This window comes from Klebsiella sp. MISC125, assembly GCF_051131775.1.
In the GTDB taxonomy this organism is placed as follows: domain Bacteria; phylum Pseudomonadota; class Gammaproteobacteria; order Enterobacterales; family Enterobacteriaceae; genus Klebsiella.
Map to the genome: position 1 here is coordinate 6,181,568 of NZ_CP180448.1, position 18,393 is coordinate 6,199,960.

At 53.0% G+C, this 18,393-nt stretch carries 16 protein-coding genes; 9 read left to right on the forward strand and 7 right to left on the reverse strand.

Translation table 11 applies throughout. The features are described 5' to 3' along the window. Positions 1–6 precede the first annotated feature (6 nt). The 6 genes from fabY to ACMYSL_RS28950 form a co-directional block, all read right to left on the reverse strand. On the reverse strand, positions 7–948 hold the full coding sequence (gene fabY / locus ACMYSL_RS28925; protein ID WP_181484270.1) for a fatty acid biosynthesis protein FabY: 942 nt from the start codon (positions 946–948) through the stop codon (positions 7–9). 44 nt (positions 949–992) lie between these two features. Further along, positions 993–1,430, reverse strand: coding sequence for a D-aminoacyl-tRNA deacylase (dtd, locus tag ACMYSL_RS28930; RefSeq protein WP_110276088.1), 438 nt, complete (start codon positions 1,428–1,430; stop codon positions 993–995). Next, the gene (locus ACMYSL_RS28935) at positions 1,427–2,287 is read right to left on the reverse strand and encodes a virulence factor BrkB family protein (protein WP_112216894.1); all 861 of its coding nucleotides are present in this window, start codon (positions 2,285–2,287) and stop codon (positions 1,427–1,429) included. Before ACMYSL_RS28935 ends, dtd begins: the two co-directional genes overlap by 4 nt. Continuing rightward, positions 2,281–2,880: a glucose-1-phosphatase gene (gene yihX, locus ACMYSL_RS28940; RefSeq protein WP_181484273.1), complete on the reverse strand. Its 600-nt coding sequence runs from the start codon at positions 2,878–2,880 to the stop codon at positions 2,281–2,283. Before yihX ends, ACMYSL_RS28935 begins: the two co-directional genes overlap by 7 nt. 113 nt (positions 2,881–2,993) lie before the next feature. Next, entirely contained in the window at positions 2,994–3,779 is a 786-nt protein-coding gene (locus ACMYSL_RS28945; RefSeq protein WP_434660961.1) for a DeoR/GlpR family DNA-binding transcription regulator, read from the reverse strand. Positions 3,780–3,812: 33 nt separating this feature from the next. Next, entirely contained in the window at positions 3,813–4,709 is an 897-nt protein-coding gene (locus tag ACMYSL_RS28950; protein ID WP_434660963.1) for a sugar kinase, read from the reverse strand. A gap of 165 nt (positions 4,710–4,874) precedes the next feature. On the opposite strand from ACMYSL_RS28950, the gene yihU reads away from it, so the two are divergent. The 8 genes from yihU (at position 4,875) to ompL (ending at position 14,546) form a co-directional block, all read left to right on the forward strand. Next, entirely contained in the window at positions 4,875–5,765 is an 891-nt protein-coding gene (gene yihU, locus ACMYSL_RS28955) for a sulfolactaldehyde 3-reductase (RefSeq protein WP_434660965.1), read from the forward strand. A gap of 26 nt (positions 5,766–5,791) precedes the next feature. Beyond that, the gene (gene yihT / locus ACMYSL_RS28960) at positions 5,792–6,670 is read left to right on the forward strand and encodes a sulfofructosephosphate aldolase (RefSeq protein WP_136031270.1); all 879 of its coding nucleotides are present in this window, start codon (positions 5,792–5,794) and stop codon (positions 6,668–6,670) included. 15 nt (positions 6,671–6,685) lie between these two features. Continuing rightward, entirely contained in the window at positions 6,686–7,927 is a 1,242-nt protein-coding gene (yihS, locus tag ACMYSL_RS28965) for a sulfoquinovose isomerase (protein WP_434660967.1), read from the forward strand. 3 nt (positions 7,928–7,930) lie between these two features. Then, complete coding sequence (locus tag ACMYSL_RS28970) at positions 7,931–8,821, forward strand: aldose-1-epimerase (protein WP_434664315.1); 891 nt, start codon at positions 7,931–7,933, stop codon at positions 8,819–8,821. Positions 8,822–8,873: 52 nt separating this feature from the next. Further along, complete coding sequence (locus ACMYSL_RS28975; RefSeq protein ID WP_434660969.1) at positions 8,874–10,910, forward strand: alpha-glucosidase; 2,037 nt, start codon at positions 8,874–8,876, stop codon at positions 10,908–10,910. A gap of 45 nt (positions 10,911–10,955) precedes the next feature. Continuing rightward, positions 10,956–12,338, forward strand: a complete 1,383-nt coding sequence (locus ACMYSL_RS28980; RefSeq protein WP_139537227.1) for an MFS transporter — start codon at positions 10,956–10,958, stop codon at positions 12,336–12,338. A 46-nt stretch (positions 12,339–12,384) separates the two neighbouring features. Continuing rightward, positions 12,385–13,767, forward strand: coding sequence for an MFS transporter (locus ACMYSL_RS28985; protein WP_139537226.1), 1,383 nt, complete (start codon positions 12,385–12,387; stop codon positions 13,765–13,767). A gap of 86 nt (positions 13,768–13,853) precedes the next feature. After that, positions 13,854–14,546, forward strand: coding sequence for a porin OmpL (ompL, locus tag ACMYSL_RS28990; protein WP_434660971.1), 693 nt, complete (start codon positions 13,854–13,856; stop codon positions 14,544–14,546). Positions 14,547–14,607: 61 nt separating this feature from the next. Here the strand turns inward: ompL and typA are convergent, their stop codons facing one another. Further along, a complete protein-coding gene (typA, locus tag ACMYSL_RS28995; protein ID WP_110276075.1) occupies positions 14,608–16,431 on the reverse strand; it encodes a ribosome-dependent GTPase TypA in 1,824 nt (607 codons plus the stop codon). A 379-nt stretch (positions 16,432–16,810) separates the two neighbouring features. Here typA and glnA point away from each other — a divergent pair, with 379 nt between their 5' ends. Further along, on the forward strand, positions 16,811–18,220 hold the full coding sequence (gene glnA / locus ACMYSL_RS29000; protein ID WP_112216906.1) for a glutamate--ammonia ligase: 1,410 nt from the start codon (positions 16,811–16,813) through the stop codon (positions 18,218–18,220). The last annotated feature ends 173 nt before the right edge of the window (positions 18,221–18,393 follow it).

Sequence of the window (18,393 nt, forward strand, 5' to 3'; positions counted from 1 at the left end):
GGAAATCTACTCTTCCTCGTTACCGCCCTCTTCATACGAGCCAAAAGGTTTCGCGGGCAGAACAATGTAGATACCTTCGAAGACAGCGCCCAGTTGATCATCGCCAAACAGTTCAACCTGCAGTTGAACGCGTGCTTTGCGCCCCCGCGCCAGGCGGTCAAGATCGCCGCTTAACGAGCCAAGATCGGCAACTGCGCTCGGGCGTCCGCTAATTGGCTGGCTGTAACGGATATGGGCATCGGCAAGAATAATCGTCCCGCCGAGATGCCGCTCGCGCAGCATCAGCCAGATAAGCCCCCAACCGGTTAACGTTGCCTGTGAAAACAGGCTACCGGCAAACAGCGTGTGGTGCGGATTCTGGTTACCGGCCTCCGGCATGGTAGTGATAAATTTTTGCCCGGTGTACTGCTGAATGCGCACACCCATTTTTTCGCTGAGCGGAATATGCTGATACCAGGCCTGTTGCAGCTGAGCGCACCAGTCGCCGCGATGCAAAATATCGTCCAACGAGGCTATCGGCTTAATCATCAAAAAATGGCGAATCGGCGTGGTGGTCGGCGTGGTGATTTCACCCTGGTTCACAAAACCAAGCTTGGCAAAGAAGTCCATCGCGTCTTCACGAGCGCTACAGGTCACGCGCTTGACGCCCTCCTGACGGGCAACCGACTCCAGCGTCATCGCCATCAGGGTACCCAGACCTTTATCCTGCACCGAGGGATGCACAGCCATAAAGCGAATTGAAGCTTCGTTCTCCGCATTCACATACAGCCGTCCGACAGCAACCAGATTACCCTCTTCATCAACAACCATCTGGTGGTGCGCCATCGCATCCCACGCGTCTCGTTCGGACCCTTTCGGCTGATGCAGCGGCTTACGCAGCATCTCCCAGCGAAACTGATAGTAGCTCTCTAACTCTTCTTCTGTTTGCGGTACACGAAGGTGATACATAGCTGTACTCTCTTTTGTTACCCGCAGCCTGCCCGGAAGCTGGCTCATACCTGCAACCAAAAGGTCACGGGGCCATCATTCACCAGAGAGACCTGCATATCGGCAGCGAATCTTCCGGTCTGTGTATTCATTTCCTGCTGTCGACAGCGCTCGACAAAATACTCATATAGCGCTTCTGCTCTGTCCGGCGCGGCCCCTTTAGAAAAACCTGGACGCATCCCGCGCTCGGTATCCGCCGCCAGCGTGAACTGTGAGACCACCAACACGCTGCCGCCAGCCTGCTGTACGTTAAGATTCATCTTTCCTTCAGCATCGCTGAAAATACGGTATCCCAGCACGCGCTCGCACAGGCGGTTCGCTTTTTGCTCATCGTCGTCTCTCTCGACGCCTAACAGCACCAAAAGTCCCGGGCCGATTTCGCCCGTCACTTCATCCTCCACGGTAACGCTAGCTCGGGATACGCGTTGAATTAATGCAATCATGATTGTTCTGTTTCTTCTTTTTTCAGTTTGCGGTATTCACCGAGAGTGACAGTAATTTCAGCGCCAAGCAAGACGATACACCACGTCCAGTACACCCAAACGAACAAAATGGGTACGACGGCGATCACACCGTAAATCAGCTGATACGACGGAAAAGCGGTGATATATAACGCAAAAGCCTTCTTCCCCGCTTCAAACAATAATGCGGCTACCAGCGAGCCAATCACCGCATCGCGATTGCGCACCTCCGCCGTTGGCACAATGCTGTAGAGCAGCCAAAATGCCACCCAGGAAAGAATTAACGGAAAAATGCGCAGTACATCGTCAATCACGCTATTCAGTTCGCTGGCCCAGCGTAATGACAGCAAGTAAGAGCTGATCGCCAGGCTCGCCCCCGCTAGAAGCGGCCCCAGTGTGAGGATCATCCAGTAGACCGCGAAGGAGTAGGTCTTTGGCCGCGTACGGGTACTGCGCCAGATCGTGTTCAACGCGCTATCAATGGAGTACATCAGCAGCAGCGATGTCACAATCAGGCCGAAAGCGCCCACGGCGGTCATCCGGCTGGAGTTAGCGACAAATTGCTCAATGTAACCCTGAATAACATCTCCGGTAGCCGGGATAAAATTCGCAAAGATAAAGTGGCGAATCTGGATGCTGACATCAGAAAACATCGGAAATGCCGCGAACAGCGCGAAAACAACGGCGATAAGCGGCACAAGGGAGAGTAACGACACGTAAGCAAGGTTGCCCGCCAGCGTCGTCATGTTATCTTCATCAATACGCCGCCAAAGCAACTTAAGCCAGGAAACCAGCGGCCGCGTACGGCGCGTTGTTTTTTGATGAAGATTTTTTAGCATAGCTGTTTCGCAAAGTAGTCGGGAATGGTCTCCTTCCCGGTCACCTGAATACTGGTAATCCCTAACCGCTCAGCGCCCGCGATATTTTCGGCGTTATCATCAAAAAAGACCGTATCCTCAGCAGAAAAACCTTCGGATTCGAGGACGCTCTGATAGATCCGCGCCTCAGGTTTGCGCATCCCCATCTCTTGCGAAAGATAAATATGGTCAGCAACGGCGCGTATCTCTGGATATTCATCCGGCCAAAAGGTGGTATGCAGACGGTTAGTATTCGACAGGACCACCACGCGATGCCCCTGCTCACGCAGCTTTTGCATAATGGTGGTGACTTCCGGGCGCAGGGCAACAAAAACGGCCTGCCAGCCATGGGCGAACTGTTCATAGCTAAGCGGCATGCTCATTTCATGGCACATTGCCGCCGCAAAATCTTCATCGCTGATTTCACCGCGTTCATGCTGATGAAACGCCTCGCCCATTGCGAAATGCTGCTTCAGCGTCGCAAGCGGGATACGCGTTAAATCACTCCACGTCCCGAGCACACGGTTGAAGTCAATATCGACAATCACATTACCTAAATCAAAGATATAGAGCATGGTCCTCTCCTTTTGTACCGTGGAAAATTAACTGTAGCGGGAAAGGAGAGGTTTTACTATTCATGAGTAAAGGTTGAAGACCCCCAGCACATCAGGAACTGAGGAATAGCTAGCTAGCCCTCTTCCTGGGCAAGAATAATTTCTGTCTGATTTTCATCCAGCCACGATTTTAATCCGCCTGACGGGTACTCATCGGTAAACAGCGCCGTCACCTGCGCGACGTTACCAATCTCCACGGCAGCAGAAGCGTGATATTTAGTATGATCGGCGGCGAGAAGAATTTGCCTCGAGTGCGCCATCATCGTTTTCACCACGCTGGCTTCGTTGACATCAAACTCCAGCAGTGCGCCATCGCTTTCAATGGCCCCGACGCTTGTCACCAGATAATCAGCCCGAAAGTCAGCCACAAACGCCGTCGTGGAAGGGCCGATGATTCCGCTATTGTGCGGACGCAGCGTACCGCCGGGCACCATAACCTCGAAGCGTGGGTTGTTATAAAGAATATGCGCCACCCGCAGGCTGTTGGTGATGATGCGCAAATGGTTATGGTTTAACAACGCCCGCGCCACCTGCTCAACGGTGGTGCCAATGGTAATAAACACCGTTGAACCATCCGGAATATAGTCAGCCACCGCTTCCGCGATGGCTTTTTTCTCTTCCGTCCATGAGACTTCACGCTGTTCGAACGCCGTATTGACCACGCTCGACGCTCTGCCCGCCCCGCCGTGGTGACGCGTAATCAATCCCTGTTCGCTTAGTTTACGAATATCACGGCGCACGGTCTGCGTGGAAACATCCAGCAGGCTGGCCAGCTCGTCAATATTCATATAACCGCGCTCGCTAATCAGCATAAGCAGCTGATCGTGCCGCGGGTTACCGGTCAGTTCGGTAAGACTCATGAAATTTCCTCGAAAAACCATTGCCCTGGCATTTTATACAAAAAGTGACAGAAAAGATCGGGTTTGATCACAGTCAGGGATACCCGCACGCCCTCCCGGGCGCGTACACTTCAGTGCCGCAACCCCACTGGCAAACTTGACGGCATCTTCCTGGGCGCAGCCAGAAGCCAGACTGAAGGCCAGCGCACCATGGAAAACATCTCCTGCACCGGTAGTATCAACCACATCCACGGCAAATCCAGGTTGATGCTGTAACACATTATTTTTTATCCAGTCACAGCCTTCCCCGCCTCGCGTCACATAAACATGTCCATTTGTGAGCGCTTGTGCTTTTTTCAGACCAGCCTCCGATTCTTCTGTCCCGGTCAGACGCGCCAGACCCGGTTCAGAGAAAGCAGCATGATCGCTTAACGCCACCAGCTCGCTAATGTCCTGCGGCGTAACATCACCATCCAGCACGGTTATCACTCCAGCCCGACGCGCGAGGGTAAATGCCTGCTTTGCCCCTTCGTGCCAGCGAACATCTGCCAGCACCACGTCCCACTGGGAAAAATCAATCGCATTCAACCAGTCGGCATCCGGCAGTAAATCCGGACTAGGGTAGTTGACGATAATCCGCTCCCCCTTCGCATCAACCATTATTGCCGATTGTGAAGAGTTCGCTCCCGTATAGCGCCGGGTGTAGCGAGTATTTACCCCCAGGGACTCCAGTTCCGCCAGCAAGCGGTTTCCGGTGTCGTCATCGCCAACCCGGCCAATAAAGTCCACCTGCGCGCCCAGTTTCGCCGCCGCCACAGCCGCCGTTGCGGCAGGCCCGCCGCCCACTTCCGTATAGCGCTTCGCCACATACTTCCCTCCTTCAAACGGTAAACCTTCTACGTAATAGATGCGATCCATCACGGCAATACCCACACAAGCAACGTGAATCATGGTCATTCCTTAAACGTTTGGAGATGGGATCATTTTAATTTCACAAAATGTTTAAAAAGTGACGGCTGTCAATTTTTTGACTATAAATTACAAATACGATCAAAAACAGACAATAAAAACCCATTTTAAATGACAAAAAATGACACCACGTCTCAGGAGAACGTTATGGCAGCTATAGCATTTATCGGATTAGGTCAGATGGGTTCCCCCATGGCGAGCAACCTGTTGAAGCAGGGCCATCAGCTCAGCGTCTTTGACATTAACCCGAATGCCATGCAGCAGCTGGTGGAAAAAGGGGCGCGTCCTGCCACCAGTCCAGCACAGGCAGCGAAAGAGGCAGAGTTTGTCATCATGATGCTGCCAAACGGCGATCTGGTACGCGGCGTTTTATTCGGTGAATCAGGCGTCTGCGAAACCCTTTCCCCACAAGCGCTGGTGATTGATATGTCGACTATTCACCCGCTGCAAACCGACAAACTGATTACCGATATGCGCGCCAAAGGCTTCGACATGATGGATTGCCCGGTCGGGCGCACTTCAGATCACGCCATCGCGGGGACATTGCTGCTGCTGGCGGGTGGCACGGCAGAGCAGGTCGAACGCGCAACGCCGGTACTGATGGCGATGGGTAACGAACAGGTCAATACAGGCGGTCCGGGTATGGGTATCCGCGTGAAGCTTATCAACAACTATATGAGCATTGCGCTGAATGCGCTGTCCGCCGAAGCCGCCGTGCTGTGCGAAGCGCTCGGCCTCTCCTTCGATGTGGCCTTAAAAGTGATGAGCGGAACGCCTGCCGGAAAAGGTCACTTCACCACCTCCTGGCCAAACAAAGTGCTGAAAGGCGATCTCTCTCCGGCCTTCATGATCGATCTGGCCCACAAAGATCTTGGCATCGCGCTGGATGTTGCCAATCAGCTGCATGTGCCGATGCCGCTCGGGGCCGCCTCCCGTGAAGTTTATAACCAGGCGCGCGCTGCAGGTCGTGGTCGGGAAGACTGGAGCGCCATTCTTGAGCAGGTTCGCGCATCTGCCGGACTGAACAATCAACATTGATAAGTAAAAGGACTGAGGACTGAACAATGACGAAGTACACCCTGAAAGATATCACCCGAGCTTCCGGCGGTTTTGCCATGCTGGCCGTCGATCAACGCGAAGCCATGCGCTTAATGTTTGCCGCAGCGGGGGCGAAATCCCCGGTCAGCGACAGCGTGCTGACCGATTTCAAAGTGAATGCGGCGAAGATTCTTTCTCCTTATGCCTCGGCCATTCTGGTCGATCAGCAATTCTGTTACCGCCAGGTGGTGGAGCAAAACGCGGTAGCCAAAAGCTGCGCCATGATTGTCGCCGCCGACGAGTTTATTCCCGGCAACGGCATCCCCGTTGATAGCGTGGTGATTGATAAAAATATCGATCCGCAGGCCGTGAAGCAGGACGGTGCCAAAGCATTAAAACTGCTGGTGCTGTGGCGCAGCGATGAAGATGCCCAGCAGCGTCTGGACATGGTGAAAGAGTTCAACGAGCTATGCCACTCCAGTGGCCTGCTGAGCATTATCGAACCGGTAGTACGTCCGCCGCGTCGTGGCGATAAGTTCGATCGCGAGCAGGCCATTATCGATGCCGCTAAAGAGCTGGGCGACAGCGGTGCCGATCTCTACAAAGTCGAAATGCCGCTGTACGGCAAGGGCTCTGCGCAAGAGCTACTCACCGCCTCCCAACGCCTGAATGAAAACATCAGCATGCCGTGGGTCATTCTCTCCTCAGGTGTCGATGAAAAACTGTTTCCTCGCGCGGTCAGCGTTGCAATGACCGCTGGCGCATCAGGCTTCCTGGCGGGGCGTGCGGTCTGGTCATCGGTTGTGGGGCTGCCGGATACCGAGCTGATGCTGCGCGATGTTTCTGCACCGAAGTTGCAGCGTCTGGGCGATATCGTCGATGAAATGATGGCTCGCCGCCGTTAATACGAGGATCGAAGAATGAAATGGTTTAACACCTTGAGCCACAACCGCTGGCTGGAGCAGGAAACCGACCGCATCTTTAACTTTGGCAAGAACGCGGCGGTACCGACCGGATTTGGCTGGCTGGGAAATAGTGGTCAGGTCAGAACGGATATGGGAACGCATCTGTGGATCACTGCCCGAATGCTGCACGTCTATTCCGTTGCCGCATCCATGGGTCGCCCCGGTGCGTATCAATTAGTCAGTCACGGGATCAACGCTCTGAACGGCGCATTGCGCGACAAACGCTACGGCGGCTGGTACGCCTGCGTTAATGACGAAGGCGTGACGGATGCCTCCAAGCAGGGCTATCAGCATTTCTTTGTGTTGCTTGGCGCGGCAAGCGCGGTCACGACCGGTCATCCACAGGCCAGACAACTGCTCAATGACGCCATCGAAGTGATTGAAAAATACTTCTGGAGTGAAGATGAGCAGATGTGCCTGGAGTCCTGGGACGAAGCCTTCAGCCAGACGGAAGATTATCGCGGCGGCAACGCCAACATGCACGCAGTTGAAGCCTTCCTGATCGTTTACGACGTCACTCATGATCGTAAATGGCTGGATCGGGCGCTACGCATCGCGTCGGTGATTATTCACGACGTGGCCCGCAGCGGTGAGTATCGCGTTAACGAGCACTTCGATTCGCAGTGGAACCCTATTCGCGATTACAACAAAGACAACCCAGCGCATCGCTTCCGCGCCTACGGCGGCACTCCGGGCCACTGGATCGAGTGGGGCAGATTGATGCTGCATCTGCACGCCGCGCTGGAAGCTCGCTTCGAAACGCCACCAGCCTGGCTGCTGGAAGATGCTAAAGGTTTATTCCACGCCACCATCCGCGATGCCTGGGCACCGGACGGCGCGGACGGCTTTGTCTACTCGGTGGACTGGGACGGTAAACCGATCGTTCGCGAAAGAGTGCGCTGGCCGATCGTCGAAGCGATGGGCACCGCCTACGCCCTGTACACCCTCACCGGCGACAGCCAGTACGAAGCCTGGTACCAGACGTGGTGGGATTACTGCATCACTTATCTGATGGACTACGAGACCGGTTCATGGTGGCAGGAGCTGGATACCGATAACAAGGTGACCACCAAAGTCTGGGACGGCAAGCAGGATATTTACCACCTGCTGCACTGCCTGGTGATCCCGCGCCTGCCCCTGGCACCTGGGCTGGCTCCGGCGGTTGCTGCTGGTCTTCTGGATATCAACGCAAAATAGGTCATAAGGATAGCAGCCATGCACAGCGGCGGAAAAACCATTCAACTTCAGGCCGGACACTATCAGGCAAAAATCGTCACGGTTGGCGCGGGACTGGCAGAACTGACGCACCATGGGCGTCACGTTGTTATTCCGCACAAGCCTGAAGAGATGCCGCTGGCGCATCTGGGGAAAATATTGGTTCCCTGGCCAAATCGCATAGCAAACGGCTGCTATCAGCATAACGGCAAGGCATTTCAGCTTGCCGTTAACGACCTTGCTTCGCAGAGCGCGATTCATGGCCTTTTAGCCTGGCGGGATTGGCAGATTAACCAGCAGTCGGCATCGGAAGCGTCGCTGATGATTTTTCTGCCACCTTCTTACGGCTATCCCTTTTCGCTGCTTGTCGAAGTCATGTACCGCCTGGACGCCATAGGCGGTCTGCATGTTTCTATCAGCACGCTCAATATCGGCGATCAACCAGCCCCTTACGGTTCCGGCGCGCATCCCTATTTAACCTGCGATCTTGAGAAAATTGATAGCTGTACGCTAATCCTTCCGGCAGACGAGGTATTGAGCATTGATACCCAGGAATTGCATCGCGTTGAGCACACAGAGCTAAATTTCACCACACCACGCCCTATCGCGGCGACGCAGATCGATCACACCTTTAAAACGACAGCGCCGGACGATGAGTGGGAAGTCAGGATGTTCAGCGCAGCAAAAAATATGACGACGTTTCTGCGCTGCGACCAACCCTGGCTGCAGGTTTACAGCGGCGAGAAGTTACATCGACAAGGACTCGCCGTCGAGCCCATGACCTGTCCGCCTGATGCCTTTAATTCCGGAATTGGCCTTATTTCTCTTGCCCCTGGCGAGATGCACCGGATGCGCTTTTTGATCGGCGCTGAATAGCCCCATTCCGACGCAAAAATTACCGAATTACCCTATATCTACGGAGACGAAAATGAATTCGTTACAACAACGGTCAAGCGCATTAGAACTCACAACCCTACAGGATGGCTTTGCGCTAACGTATCAACAGCGCCTGATTCTGCGCCATACCTCGCAAACTCCTTGCCTGTGGATTGGCGCCGGCGTCGCGGATATTGATATGTTTCGCGGCAACTTCAGTATTAAAGACAAACTGAATGAAAAAATTGCTCTCACGAGTGCCACGGTCAGTGAATCGTCTGACGGCTGGCGGGTCGATTTCAGCCGCGGCACCACCATCAACGCGACCCTGAAAATCTCCACTGATGAACAGGGCCGCCTGAAGCTGGATCTGCAAAACGACGATCTGAGCCACAATCGCATCTGGCTGCGGCTGGCCGCTAACCCGGCCGATCATATCTACGGCTGCGGCGAACAGTTCTCTTACTTTGATTTACGCGGCAAGCCGTTCCCACTGTGGACCAGCGAACAGGGCGTGGGTCGTAATAAAAATAGTTATGTCACCTGGCAGGCGGACTGCAAAGAGAACGCGGGCGGCGACTATTACTGGACCTTCTTCCCGCAACCAACCTTTGTCAGCACGCAAAAATACTACTGCCACGTTGATAACAGCTGCTACATGAATTTCGACTTTAGCGCACCGGAGTATCACGAACTGGCGCTGTGGGAAGACAAAACCACCCTGCGCTTTGAGTGCGCCGACACCTATATTTCCCTGCTGGAAAAACTGACCGCGCTGTTAGGCCGCCAGTCAGAGCTGCCGGACTGGATTTACGACGGCGTCACGCTGGGTATTCAGGGCGGCACCGAGGTTTGCCAGAACAAACTGGACACCATGCGCAACGCGGGCGTGAAGGTGAACGGCATCTGGGCGCAGGACTGGTCCGGGATCCGTATGACCTCCTTTGGCAAGCGCGTGATGTGGAACTGGAAGTGGAACAGCGACAACTACCCACAGCTGGATAGCCGTATTAAGCAGTGGAAAGAAGAAGGCGTGCAGTTCCTCTCGTATATCAACCCGTACGTTGCCAGCGATAAAGATCTCTGCGCCGAAGCGGCAGAACGCGGCTATCTGGCAAAAGATGCCGCTGGCGGTGACTACCTGGTTGAGTTCGGCGAGTTTTACGGCGGCGTGGTCGATCTGACTAACCCGGAAGCCTACGACTGGTTCAAAGAAGTCATCAAAAAGAACATGATTGAGCTCGGTTGCGGCGGCTGGATGGCAGATTTTGGCGAATACCTGCCGACCGATACGTATCTGCACAACGGCGTCAGCGCCGAGATCATGCACAACGCCTGGCCTGCGCTGTGGGCGAAATGTAACTACGAGGCGCTACAGGAGACCGGCAAGCTCGGCGAGATCCTGTTCTTTATGCGTGCGGGTTACACCGGCAGCCAGAAGTACTCCACCATGATGTGGGCGGGCGACCAAAACGTGGACTGGAGTCTCGACGATGGCCTGGCTTCGGTCGTCCCTGCGGCGCTGTCGCTGGCGATGACCGGCCACGGCCTGCACCACAGCGATATCGGCGGCTACACGACCCTGTTTGACATGAAACGCACGAAAGAGCTGCTGCTGCGCTGGTGTGACTTCAGCGCCTTCACCCCGATGATGCGCACCCACGAAGGTAACCGCCCAGGCGATAACTGGCAGTTTGATGGCGATGAAGAGACTATCGCCCACTTTGCCCGTATGACCACCGTCTTCACCACCCTGAAACCGTATCTCAAACAGGCCGTTGCGCAGAACGCCGCCTCCGGCCTGCCGGTGATGCGCCCGCTGTTCCTGCATTACGAAGACGATGCAGCCACCTATACCCTGAAATATCAGTATCTGCTGGGTCAGGATCTGTTGGTTGCGCCGGTTCACGAACAGGATAAATGCGACTGGACGCTGTATCTGCCAGAAGACAGCTGGGTCAACGTCTGGACCGGTGAAACTCACCAGGGCGGCGAAATTACCGTCGATGCGCCAATTGGCCAGCCACCCGTCTTCTATCGCGCGAAGAGTGAGTGGGCATCGCTGTTTGCCACTTTACGCCACATCTAATACGGCTCGCCCGCGGGGAGACTCGCGGGCAAACGGAGAATAACAATGAGTCAAAATTCAGCTAATCCGGCAACCCTACGCTTGCCTTTTAAAGAAAAACTCGCCTATGGGCTGGGTGATTTAGGTTCCAATATCCTGCTGGACATTGGCACGCTCTATTTACTCAAATTTTATACCGATGTCCTTGGTTTACCGGGAACTTACGGCGGTATTATTTTCCTTATCGCCAAGTTTTTTACCGCATTTACCGATATGGGCACCGGGATTATGCTCGATTCGCGGCGTAAAATCGGTCCAAAAGGTAAATTCCGTCCATTCCTGATTTACGCAGCTTTCCCGGTTACGCTTCTGGCTATCGCTAACTTTGTCGGCACGCCGTTTGAAATCACCGGCAAAACGGTGATGGCGACGGTGCTGTTTATGCTGTACGGACTGTTCTTCAGCATGATGAACTGCTCTTATGGCGCGATGGTACCCGCGATAACGAAAAACCCGGATGAGCGCGCTTCGCTTGCCGCCTGGCGTCAGGGCGGCGCGACGCTCGGCCTGCTGCTGTGCACCGTCGGCTTTGTGCCAGTGATGAACCTGATCGAAGGCAACTCGCAACTGGGTTATATCTTCGCCGCCACGCTGTTCTCCCTGTTCGGCCTGCTGTTTATGTGGCTATGCTATGCGGGAGTTAAAGAGCGCTACGTCGAAGTTAAGCCCGTTGATGCGGCGCAAAAGCCGGGGTTACTGCAATCCTTCCGCGCCATCGCTGGCAACCGCCCGCTGTTTATTCTGTGCATTGCCAACCTCTGTACGCTCGGCGCGTTTAACGTCAAGCTAGCGATTCAGGTCTATTACACCCAGTACGTACTGAATGACCCCATCCTCCTCTCCTGGATGGGATTTTTCAGCATGGGCTGTATCTTTATTGGCGTCTTTTTAATGCCCATGATGGTCAGACGCTTTGGTAAGAAGAAGGTTTATATCGGCGGCCTGCTGATTTGGATTGCGGGCGATCTGCTCAACTACTTCTTTGGCGGCGGGTCGGTCAGTTTTGTTGCTTTCTCCTGTCTGGCCTTCTTTGGTTCGGCGTTCGTCAACAGCCTGAACTGGGCGCTGGTCTCCGACACGGTGGAATATGGCGAATGGCGCACCGGCGTGCGTTCTGAAGGTACGGTGTACACCGGATTTACCTTCTTCCGTAAAGTGTCGCAGGCGCTGGCTGGCTTCTTCCCCGGCTGGATGCTGACCCAGATTGGCTACGTGCCCAACGTGGTGCAATCGGCGGGTACCGTCGAAGGCTTACGCCAGCTGATTTTTATTTATCCGTGCGCGCTAGCGGTGATCACCATCGTGGCGATGGGCTGTTTCTACAACCTTAACGAGAAGATGTATGTCCGCATCGTTGAAGAGATAGAAGCCCGTAAACAACCTGTCTGATAATAATAATGAATAGCGCCCTACGGGGCGTTATTGAGGAGCGATTATGTCTGACCATGATCCGCTAACGCTAAAACTGAGCCTACGGGAAAAATGCGCCTATGGCGTGGGTGACTTCGGCTCAAATTTGATGCTGTGTATCGGCACGCTGTATTTGCTTAAATTTTATACCGATGAACTAGGGATGCCTGCATATTACGGCGGGATCATCTTTCTGGTAGCGAAGTTCTTCACCGCCTTCACCGATATGCTGACCGGCGTATTACTGGACTCGCGGCGTAATATCGGCGCAAAGGGGAAATTCAGGCCTTTTATTCTGTATGCCTCATTCCCCGTCGCGCTGGTCGCCACAGCGCAGTTTTTAGCGACAGATTTTACGCTAACGGTGAAAACGGGGCTGGCGACGGTGCTGTTTATGTTGTTCGGTCTGTTCTATAGCCTGATGAACTGCTCTTACGGGGCGATGGTTCCCGCCATCACTAAAAACCCGCACCAGCGCGCAGAACTCGCCGCGTGGCGACAGGGCGGCGCAACCCTGGGCCTGTTGCTGTGTACCGTTGGCTTTATGCCCATTCAGGCGCTTTTTACAAGTTCACCTTCACTTGGCTATCTGATTGCTGCGCTGATCTTCTCCGTTTGCGGGTTATTCAGCATGTGGTGGTGCTTTAGCGGGGTGAAAGAGCGCTATATTGAAATCGTACCGGATCATCATAAACCCAGTATTCTCAAGTCGTTCTGCGCGATTTTCCGTAACCCCCCTCTGCTGGTGCTGTGTATTGCTAACCTGTGTACGCTGGCGGCATTTAACATCAAGCTGGCGATTCAGGTCTATTACACCCAGTACGTACTGAACGATATCCATCTGCTGTCATGGATGGGCTTTTTCAGTATGGGTTGTATCCTGGTGGGCGTTTTTCTTGTCCCCACAACGGTGAAGCGCTTCGGTAAAAAGCAGGTTTACCTGGGTGGGCTGGCATTGTGGGCCATAGGCGATGTGCTGAACTTTTTCTGGGGAAGTACATCATTTTTATTTGTGACGTTCTCCTGCATGGCCTTCTTTGGCACCGCCTTCGTTAACAGTCTGAACTGGGCGCTGGTTCCGGATACGGTTGATTATGGTGAGTGGAAAACGGGTATTCGTGCGGAAGGGTCGGTTTATACCGGTTATACCTTTTCACGAAAAATTTCCGCAGCGCTTGCTGGGTTCTTGCCAGGAATTATGCTGACGCAAATTGGTTATATCCCCAATGTTGCGCAAAGTGAAACTACGCTACTCGGTTTACGCCAGCTTATTTTCCTCTGGCCCTGCAGTCTGGCGATTATCGCGGCATTCACTATGGGCTTATTTTATAAGCTCAATGAAAGCCGTTTTGCTTTTATTATCGAGGAAATTGGCCAACGAAAAAAACAACACAACCCGGTATTGTGAATAACTAAAAGACCTCTTTTTTAATTATTGCCGCTCTATCCATTTTAATGGATAGCGGCTCCCCTACGTTAAAAAATGGATTTATTATGAAAAAAATAAACGCGATACTTCTGTTAACCTCTGTTATCTCTACCTCTGCGTTTGCTGTTGCTTATGTGGAAAATCGCGAGGCGTATAACCTTGCATCCGATCAGATGGAGGTCATGCTGCGCGTTGGCTATAACTTTGATATGGGCGCTGGCCTGATGCTCACCAACACCTATACTCTGCAACGCAAGGATGAGTTAAAGCATGGCTATAACGAAATCGAAGGCTGGTATCCGCTATTCAGACCAACGGATAAATTAACGATTCAGCCGGGAGGGTTAATTACCGACAAGAGCATTGGCTCCAGCGGTGCGGTTTATCTGGATGTGAATTACAAATTTACCCCGTGGTTTAATCTGACCGTGCGTAACCGCTATAATCACAATAACTACAGCTCAACTGACTTAAACGGTGAGCAAGATAATAATGATACCTACGAAGTAGGTACCTATTGGAATTTTATTATCACCGATAAATTCTCTTATACTTTTGAACCACACTATTTTACGCGGGTGAATGACTTTAATAGTAGCAACGGTAAAGACCATCACTGGGAAATTACCAATACCTTCAGGTATCGGATCAATCAAAACTGGCTGCCTTACTTTGAACTACGCTGGCTGGATCGCAATGTGGAGCCGTACCACCGGGAGCAAAACCAGATTCGCGCTGGGGTGAAGTATTTCTTTTAAGTTTTTTAGGCAAAAAAAAGCCGCTGATAATCAGCGGCTTTTTCATAGCAAGAAGCGTTAATTAATCTTCTTTAGAACCACGCATCGCGCGTTTACGATCGTTCTCGGTCAGATGACGCTTACGGATACGGACAGAAGTCGGGGTTACTTCTACCAGTTCGTCGTCATCGATGAACTCAAGAGCTTGCTCCAGCGTCATTTTCAGTGCCGGAACCAGGGTCGTCGCTTCGTCAGTACCGGAAGCACGCATGTTGGTCAGTTTCTTACCGGTCAGGCAGTTTACAGTCAGGTCGTTAGAACGACTGTGAATACCGATGATCTGGCCTTCGTAAACTTCTGCACCGTGACCCAGGAACAGCTTACCGCGGTCCTGCAGGCTGAACAGTGCGAACGCAACCGCTTTACCCTGGCCGTTGGAGATCAGAACGCCGTTCTGACGCTGACCCACATCACCCGCACGAACGTCGTCGTAATGGCTGAAGGTGGAGTACAGCAGACCGGTACCGGAGGTCATGGTCATGAATTCTGAACGGAAACCGATCAGACCACGGCTTGGGATCACGTAGTCAAGACGTACGCGGCCTTTGCCATCTGGATTCATGTTTTTCAGATCGCCTTTACGCTCACCCAGTGCCTGCATCACAGAACCCTGGTGCTGCTCTTCGACGTCCAGCGTGACGTTTTCGAACGGCTCTTGTTTACGGCCATCGATTTCGCGGAAGATTACTTTCGGACGGGAAACCGCCATCTCGAAACCTTCACGACGCATGTTCTCAATAAGAACAGACAGGTGCAGTTCACCACGGCCAGAAACGCGGAATGCGTCTGCATCCGGAGTTTCTTCAACGCGCAGCGCCACGTTGTGCACCAGCTCTTTGTTCAGGCGGTCAAGGATCTGACGAGAGGTAACGTACTTACCTTCTTTGCCACAGAACGGAGAGGTGTTAACGCAGAAGAACATGGTTACGGTCGGCTCATCAACAGACAGCGCCGGCAGCGCTTCAACATTCTGCGTATCGCAGATGGTGTCAGAGATGTTCAGCTCGCCCAGACCGGTGATCGCGATGATATCGCCAGCTTCTGCAACGTCGCTCTCGATACGCTCAAGACCCAGATGGGTCAGAACTTTACCGACTTTACCGTTACGGGTTTTGCCTTCGCTATCAACGATAGTAACCTGCTGGTTCGGCTTCACTTTACCGCGTTTGATGCGGCCGATGCCGATGACGCCAACGTAGTTGTTGTAGTCCAACTGGGAGATTTGCATCTGCAGCGGGCCATCAAGGTCAACGTTCGGAGCCGGTACGCGATCGACGATAGTCTGATACAGCGGAGTCATATCGTCAGCCATATCTTCGTGATCCAGACCCGCGATACCGTTCAGCGCAGAAGCGTAAACGATAGGGAAGTCCAGCTGTTCGTCGGTAGCGTCGAGGTTTACGAACAGGTCGAATACCTGATCGACAACCCAGTCAGGGCGTGCGCCCGGACGGTCAACTTTGTTGATAACAACAATTGGCTTCAGGCCATGAGCAAAGGCTTTTTTGGTCACGAAGCGCGTCTGCGGCATCGGACCATCCATTGCATCAACGACCAGCAGAACGGAATCGACCATGGACATGACACGTTCAACTTCACCACCGAAGTCGGCGTGCCCCGGGGTATCAACGATGTTGATACGGTAATCATTCCATTTGATAGCGGTGTTTTTAGCCAGGATGGTAATCCCACGCTCTTTCTCCAAATCGTTGGAGTCCATCACACGCTCTTGAGTTTCGGCACGCGCATCGAACGTACCGGATTGCTGCAGCAGCTTATCAACCAGGGTAGTTTTACCATGGTCAACGTGCGCGATGATGGCGATGTTACGCAAATTTTCGATCACAACTTTGCCTCAGGCATTTAGAAATAGCGCGTTATTGTACACGGATTAATCGCACTACAAAACAGGATCACAAACATCCCCCGCAAACAAGTATTGCAGAGTTTCTTTGTGACCGCTTTCACGGAGCGTTAAAAGGGTTATTAAAGGTCAATTGCACCAAATAAGTGCCCAATGTTCACACAATTGCACTATTATAGTGCAATGCATTCATAATGGTGCAGCCCTTTTGCACGATGGTGTGCATGATAACGCCTTTTGGGGGCAATTTAAAAGTTGGCACAGATTTCGCTTTATATTTTTTAAGGCAACAACGCCACCTTAAGCAGTTAGAAAGTTTTCGTTACCACGACGACAATGACCAATCCGGGAGAGTTTAAGTATGTCCGCTGAACACGTTTTGACGATGCTGAACGAGCACGAAGTGAAGTTTGTCGATCTGCGCTTCACCGATACCAAAGGTAAAGAACAGCACGTTACTATTCCTTCTCATCAGGTAAATGCCGAATTCTTCGAAGAAGGCAAAATGTTTGATGGCTCCTCGATTGGCGGCTGGAAAGGTATTAACGAATCCGACATGGTTCTGATGCCGGACGCAACTACCGCGCTGATCGACCCGTTCTACGAAGAACCGACGCTGATCATCCGTTGCGATATCCTGGAACCAGGCACCCTGCAGGGCTATGACCGTGACCCGCGCTCCATCGCCAAACGTGCGGAAGAATACCTGCGCGCAACCGGCATTGCGGATACCGTGCTGTTCGGGCCAGAACCTGAATTCTTCCTGTTCGATGACATCCGTTTTGGTGCGTCCATCTCCGGTTCTCACGTTGCTATCGATGATATCGAAGGCGCATGGAACTCTTCCACCAAATATGAAGGCGGCAACAAAGGCCACCGTCCGGGCGTGAAAGGCGGTTATTTCCCGGTTCCGCCGGTAGACTCTTCTCAGGATATCCGTTCTACCATGTGTATGATCATGGAAGAGATGGGCCTTGTTGTTGAAGCTCACCACCACGAAGTGGCGACTGCCGGTCAGAACGAAATCGCTACCCGCTTTAACACCATGACCAAAAAAGCGGACGAAATTCAGATCTACAAATACGTCGTGCACAACGTCGCACACCGCTTCGGTAAAACAGCGACCTTTATGCCAAAACCGATGTTCGGCGATAACGGTTCCGGTATGCACTGCCACATGTCCCTGTCCAAGAACGGCGTAAACCTGTTCTCTGGCGACAAATACGCAGGCCTGTCTGAACAAGCGCTGTTCTACATCGGCGGCGTAATCAAGCACGCTAAAGCCATTAACGCCCTGGCGAACCCGACCACCAACTCTTACAAGCGTCTGGTCCCGGGTTATGAAGCACCGGTCATGTTGGCTTACTCTGCCCGTAACCGCTCCGCTTCCATCCGTATTCCGGTAGTGACCTCTCCGAAAGCGCGTCGTATCGAAGTCCGCTTCCCGGATCCGGCTGCTAACCCGTACCTGTGCTTTGCTGCACTGCTGATGGCTGGCCTTGACGGTATCAAGAACAAAATCCATCCGGGCGAAGCGATGGACAAAAACCTGTACGATCTGCCGCCGGAAGAAGCGAAAGAGATCCCACAGGTTGCAGGTTCTCTGGAAGAAGCATTGAACGAACTGGATGCTGACCGTGAATTCCTGACCGCTGGTGGCGTATTCACCAACGACGCAATCGATGCTTACATCGCCCTGCGTATTGAAGAGAACGACCGTGTACGCATGACTCCGCACCCGGTTGAGTTCGAGCTGTACTACAGCGTTTAATTTTGCTGTAAATCCGCGGTATTCCGTGTTGTGGCGTGGGGTACCGAGGATGTTTTGTTGCCGTGGAAACTTTCAGCCCATCTCAGGATGGGCTTTTTTCTCCACCAACGCGCTGATCTCATGAGCTTTTTACTCATAAAAAGCTATACTGCACTAAAATGGTGCACTCTAAT

What these genes read in the sequence shown, in the direction of transcription:
- ACMYSL_RS28980 (WP_139537227.1), top strand. Translation starts at nt 10,956, where the DNA reads ATGAGTCAAAATTCAGCTAATCCGGCAACCCTACGCTTGCCTTTTAAA.
- yihX (WP_181484273.1), bottom strand. Translation starts at nt 2,880, where the DNA reads ATGCTCTATATCTTTGATTTAGGTAATGTGATTGTCGATATTGACTTC.
- glnA (WP_112216906.1), top strand. Translation starts at nt 16,811, where the DNA reads ATGTCCGCTGAACACGTTTTGACGATGCTGAACGAGCACGAAGTGAAG.
- ACMYSL_RS28935 (WP_112216894.1), bottom strand. Translation starts at nt 2,287, where the DNA reads ATGCTAAAAAATCTTCATCAAAAAACAACGCGCCGTACGCGGCCGCTG.
- ACMYSL_RS28945 (WP_434660961.1), bottom strand. Translation starts at nt 3,779, where the DNA reads ATGAGTCTTACCGAACTGACCGGTAACCCGCGGCACGATCAGCTGCTT.
- fabY (WP_181484270.1), bottom strand. Translation starts at nt 948, where the DNA reads ATGTATCACCTTCGTGTACCGCAAACAGAAGAAGAGTTAGAGAGCTAC.
- ompL (WP_434660971.1), top strand. Translation starts at nt 13,854, where the DNA reads ATGAAAAAAATAAACGCGATACTTCTGTTAACCTCTGTTATCTCTACC.
- ACMYSL_RS28985 (WP_139537226.1), top strand. Translation starts at nt 12,385, where the DNA reads ATGTCTGACCATGATCCGCTAACGCTAAAACTGAGCCTACGGGAAAAA.
- ACMYSL_RS28975 (WP_434660969.1), top strand. Translation starts at nt 8,874, where the DNA reads ATGAATTCGTTACAACAACGGTCAAGCGCATTAGAACTCACAACCCTA.
- ACMYSL_RS28950 (WP_434660963.1), bottom strand. Translation starts at nt 4,709, where the DNA reads ATGATTCACGTTGCTTGTGTGGGTATTGCCGTGATGGATCGCATCTAT.
- dtd (WP_110276088.1), bottom strand. Translation starts at nt 1,430, where the DNA reads ATGATTGCATTAATTCAACGCGTATCCCGAGCTAGCGTTACCGTGGAG.
- yihU (WP_434660965.1), top strand. Translation starts at nt 4,875, where the DNA reads ATGGCAGCTATAGCATTTATCGGATTAGGTCAGATGGGTTCCCCCATG.
- yihT (WP_136031270.1), top strand. Translation starts at nt 5,792, where the DNA reads ATGACGAAGTACACCCTGAAAGATATCACCCGAGCTTCCGGCGGTTTT.
- yihS (WP_434660967.1), top strand. Translation starts at nt 6,686, where the DNA reads ATGAAATGGTTTAACACCTTGAGCCACAACCGCTGGCTGGAGCAGGAA.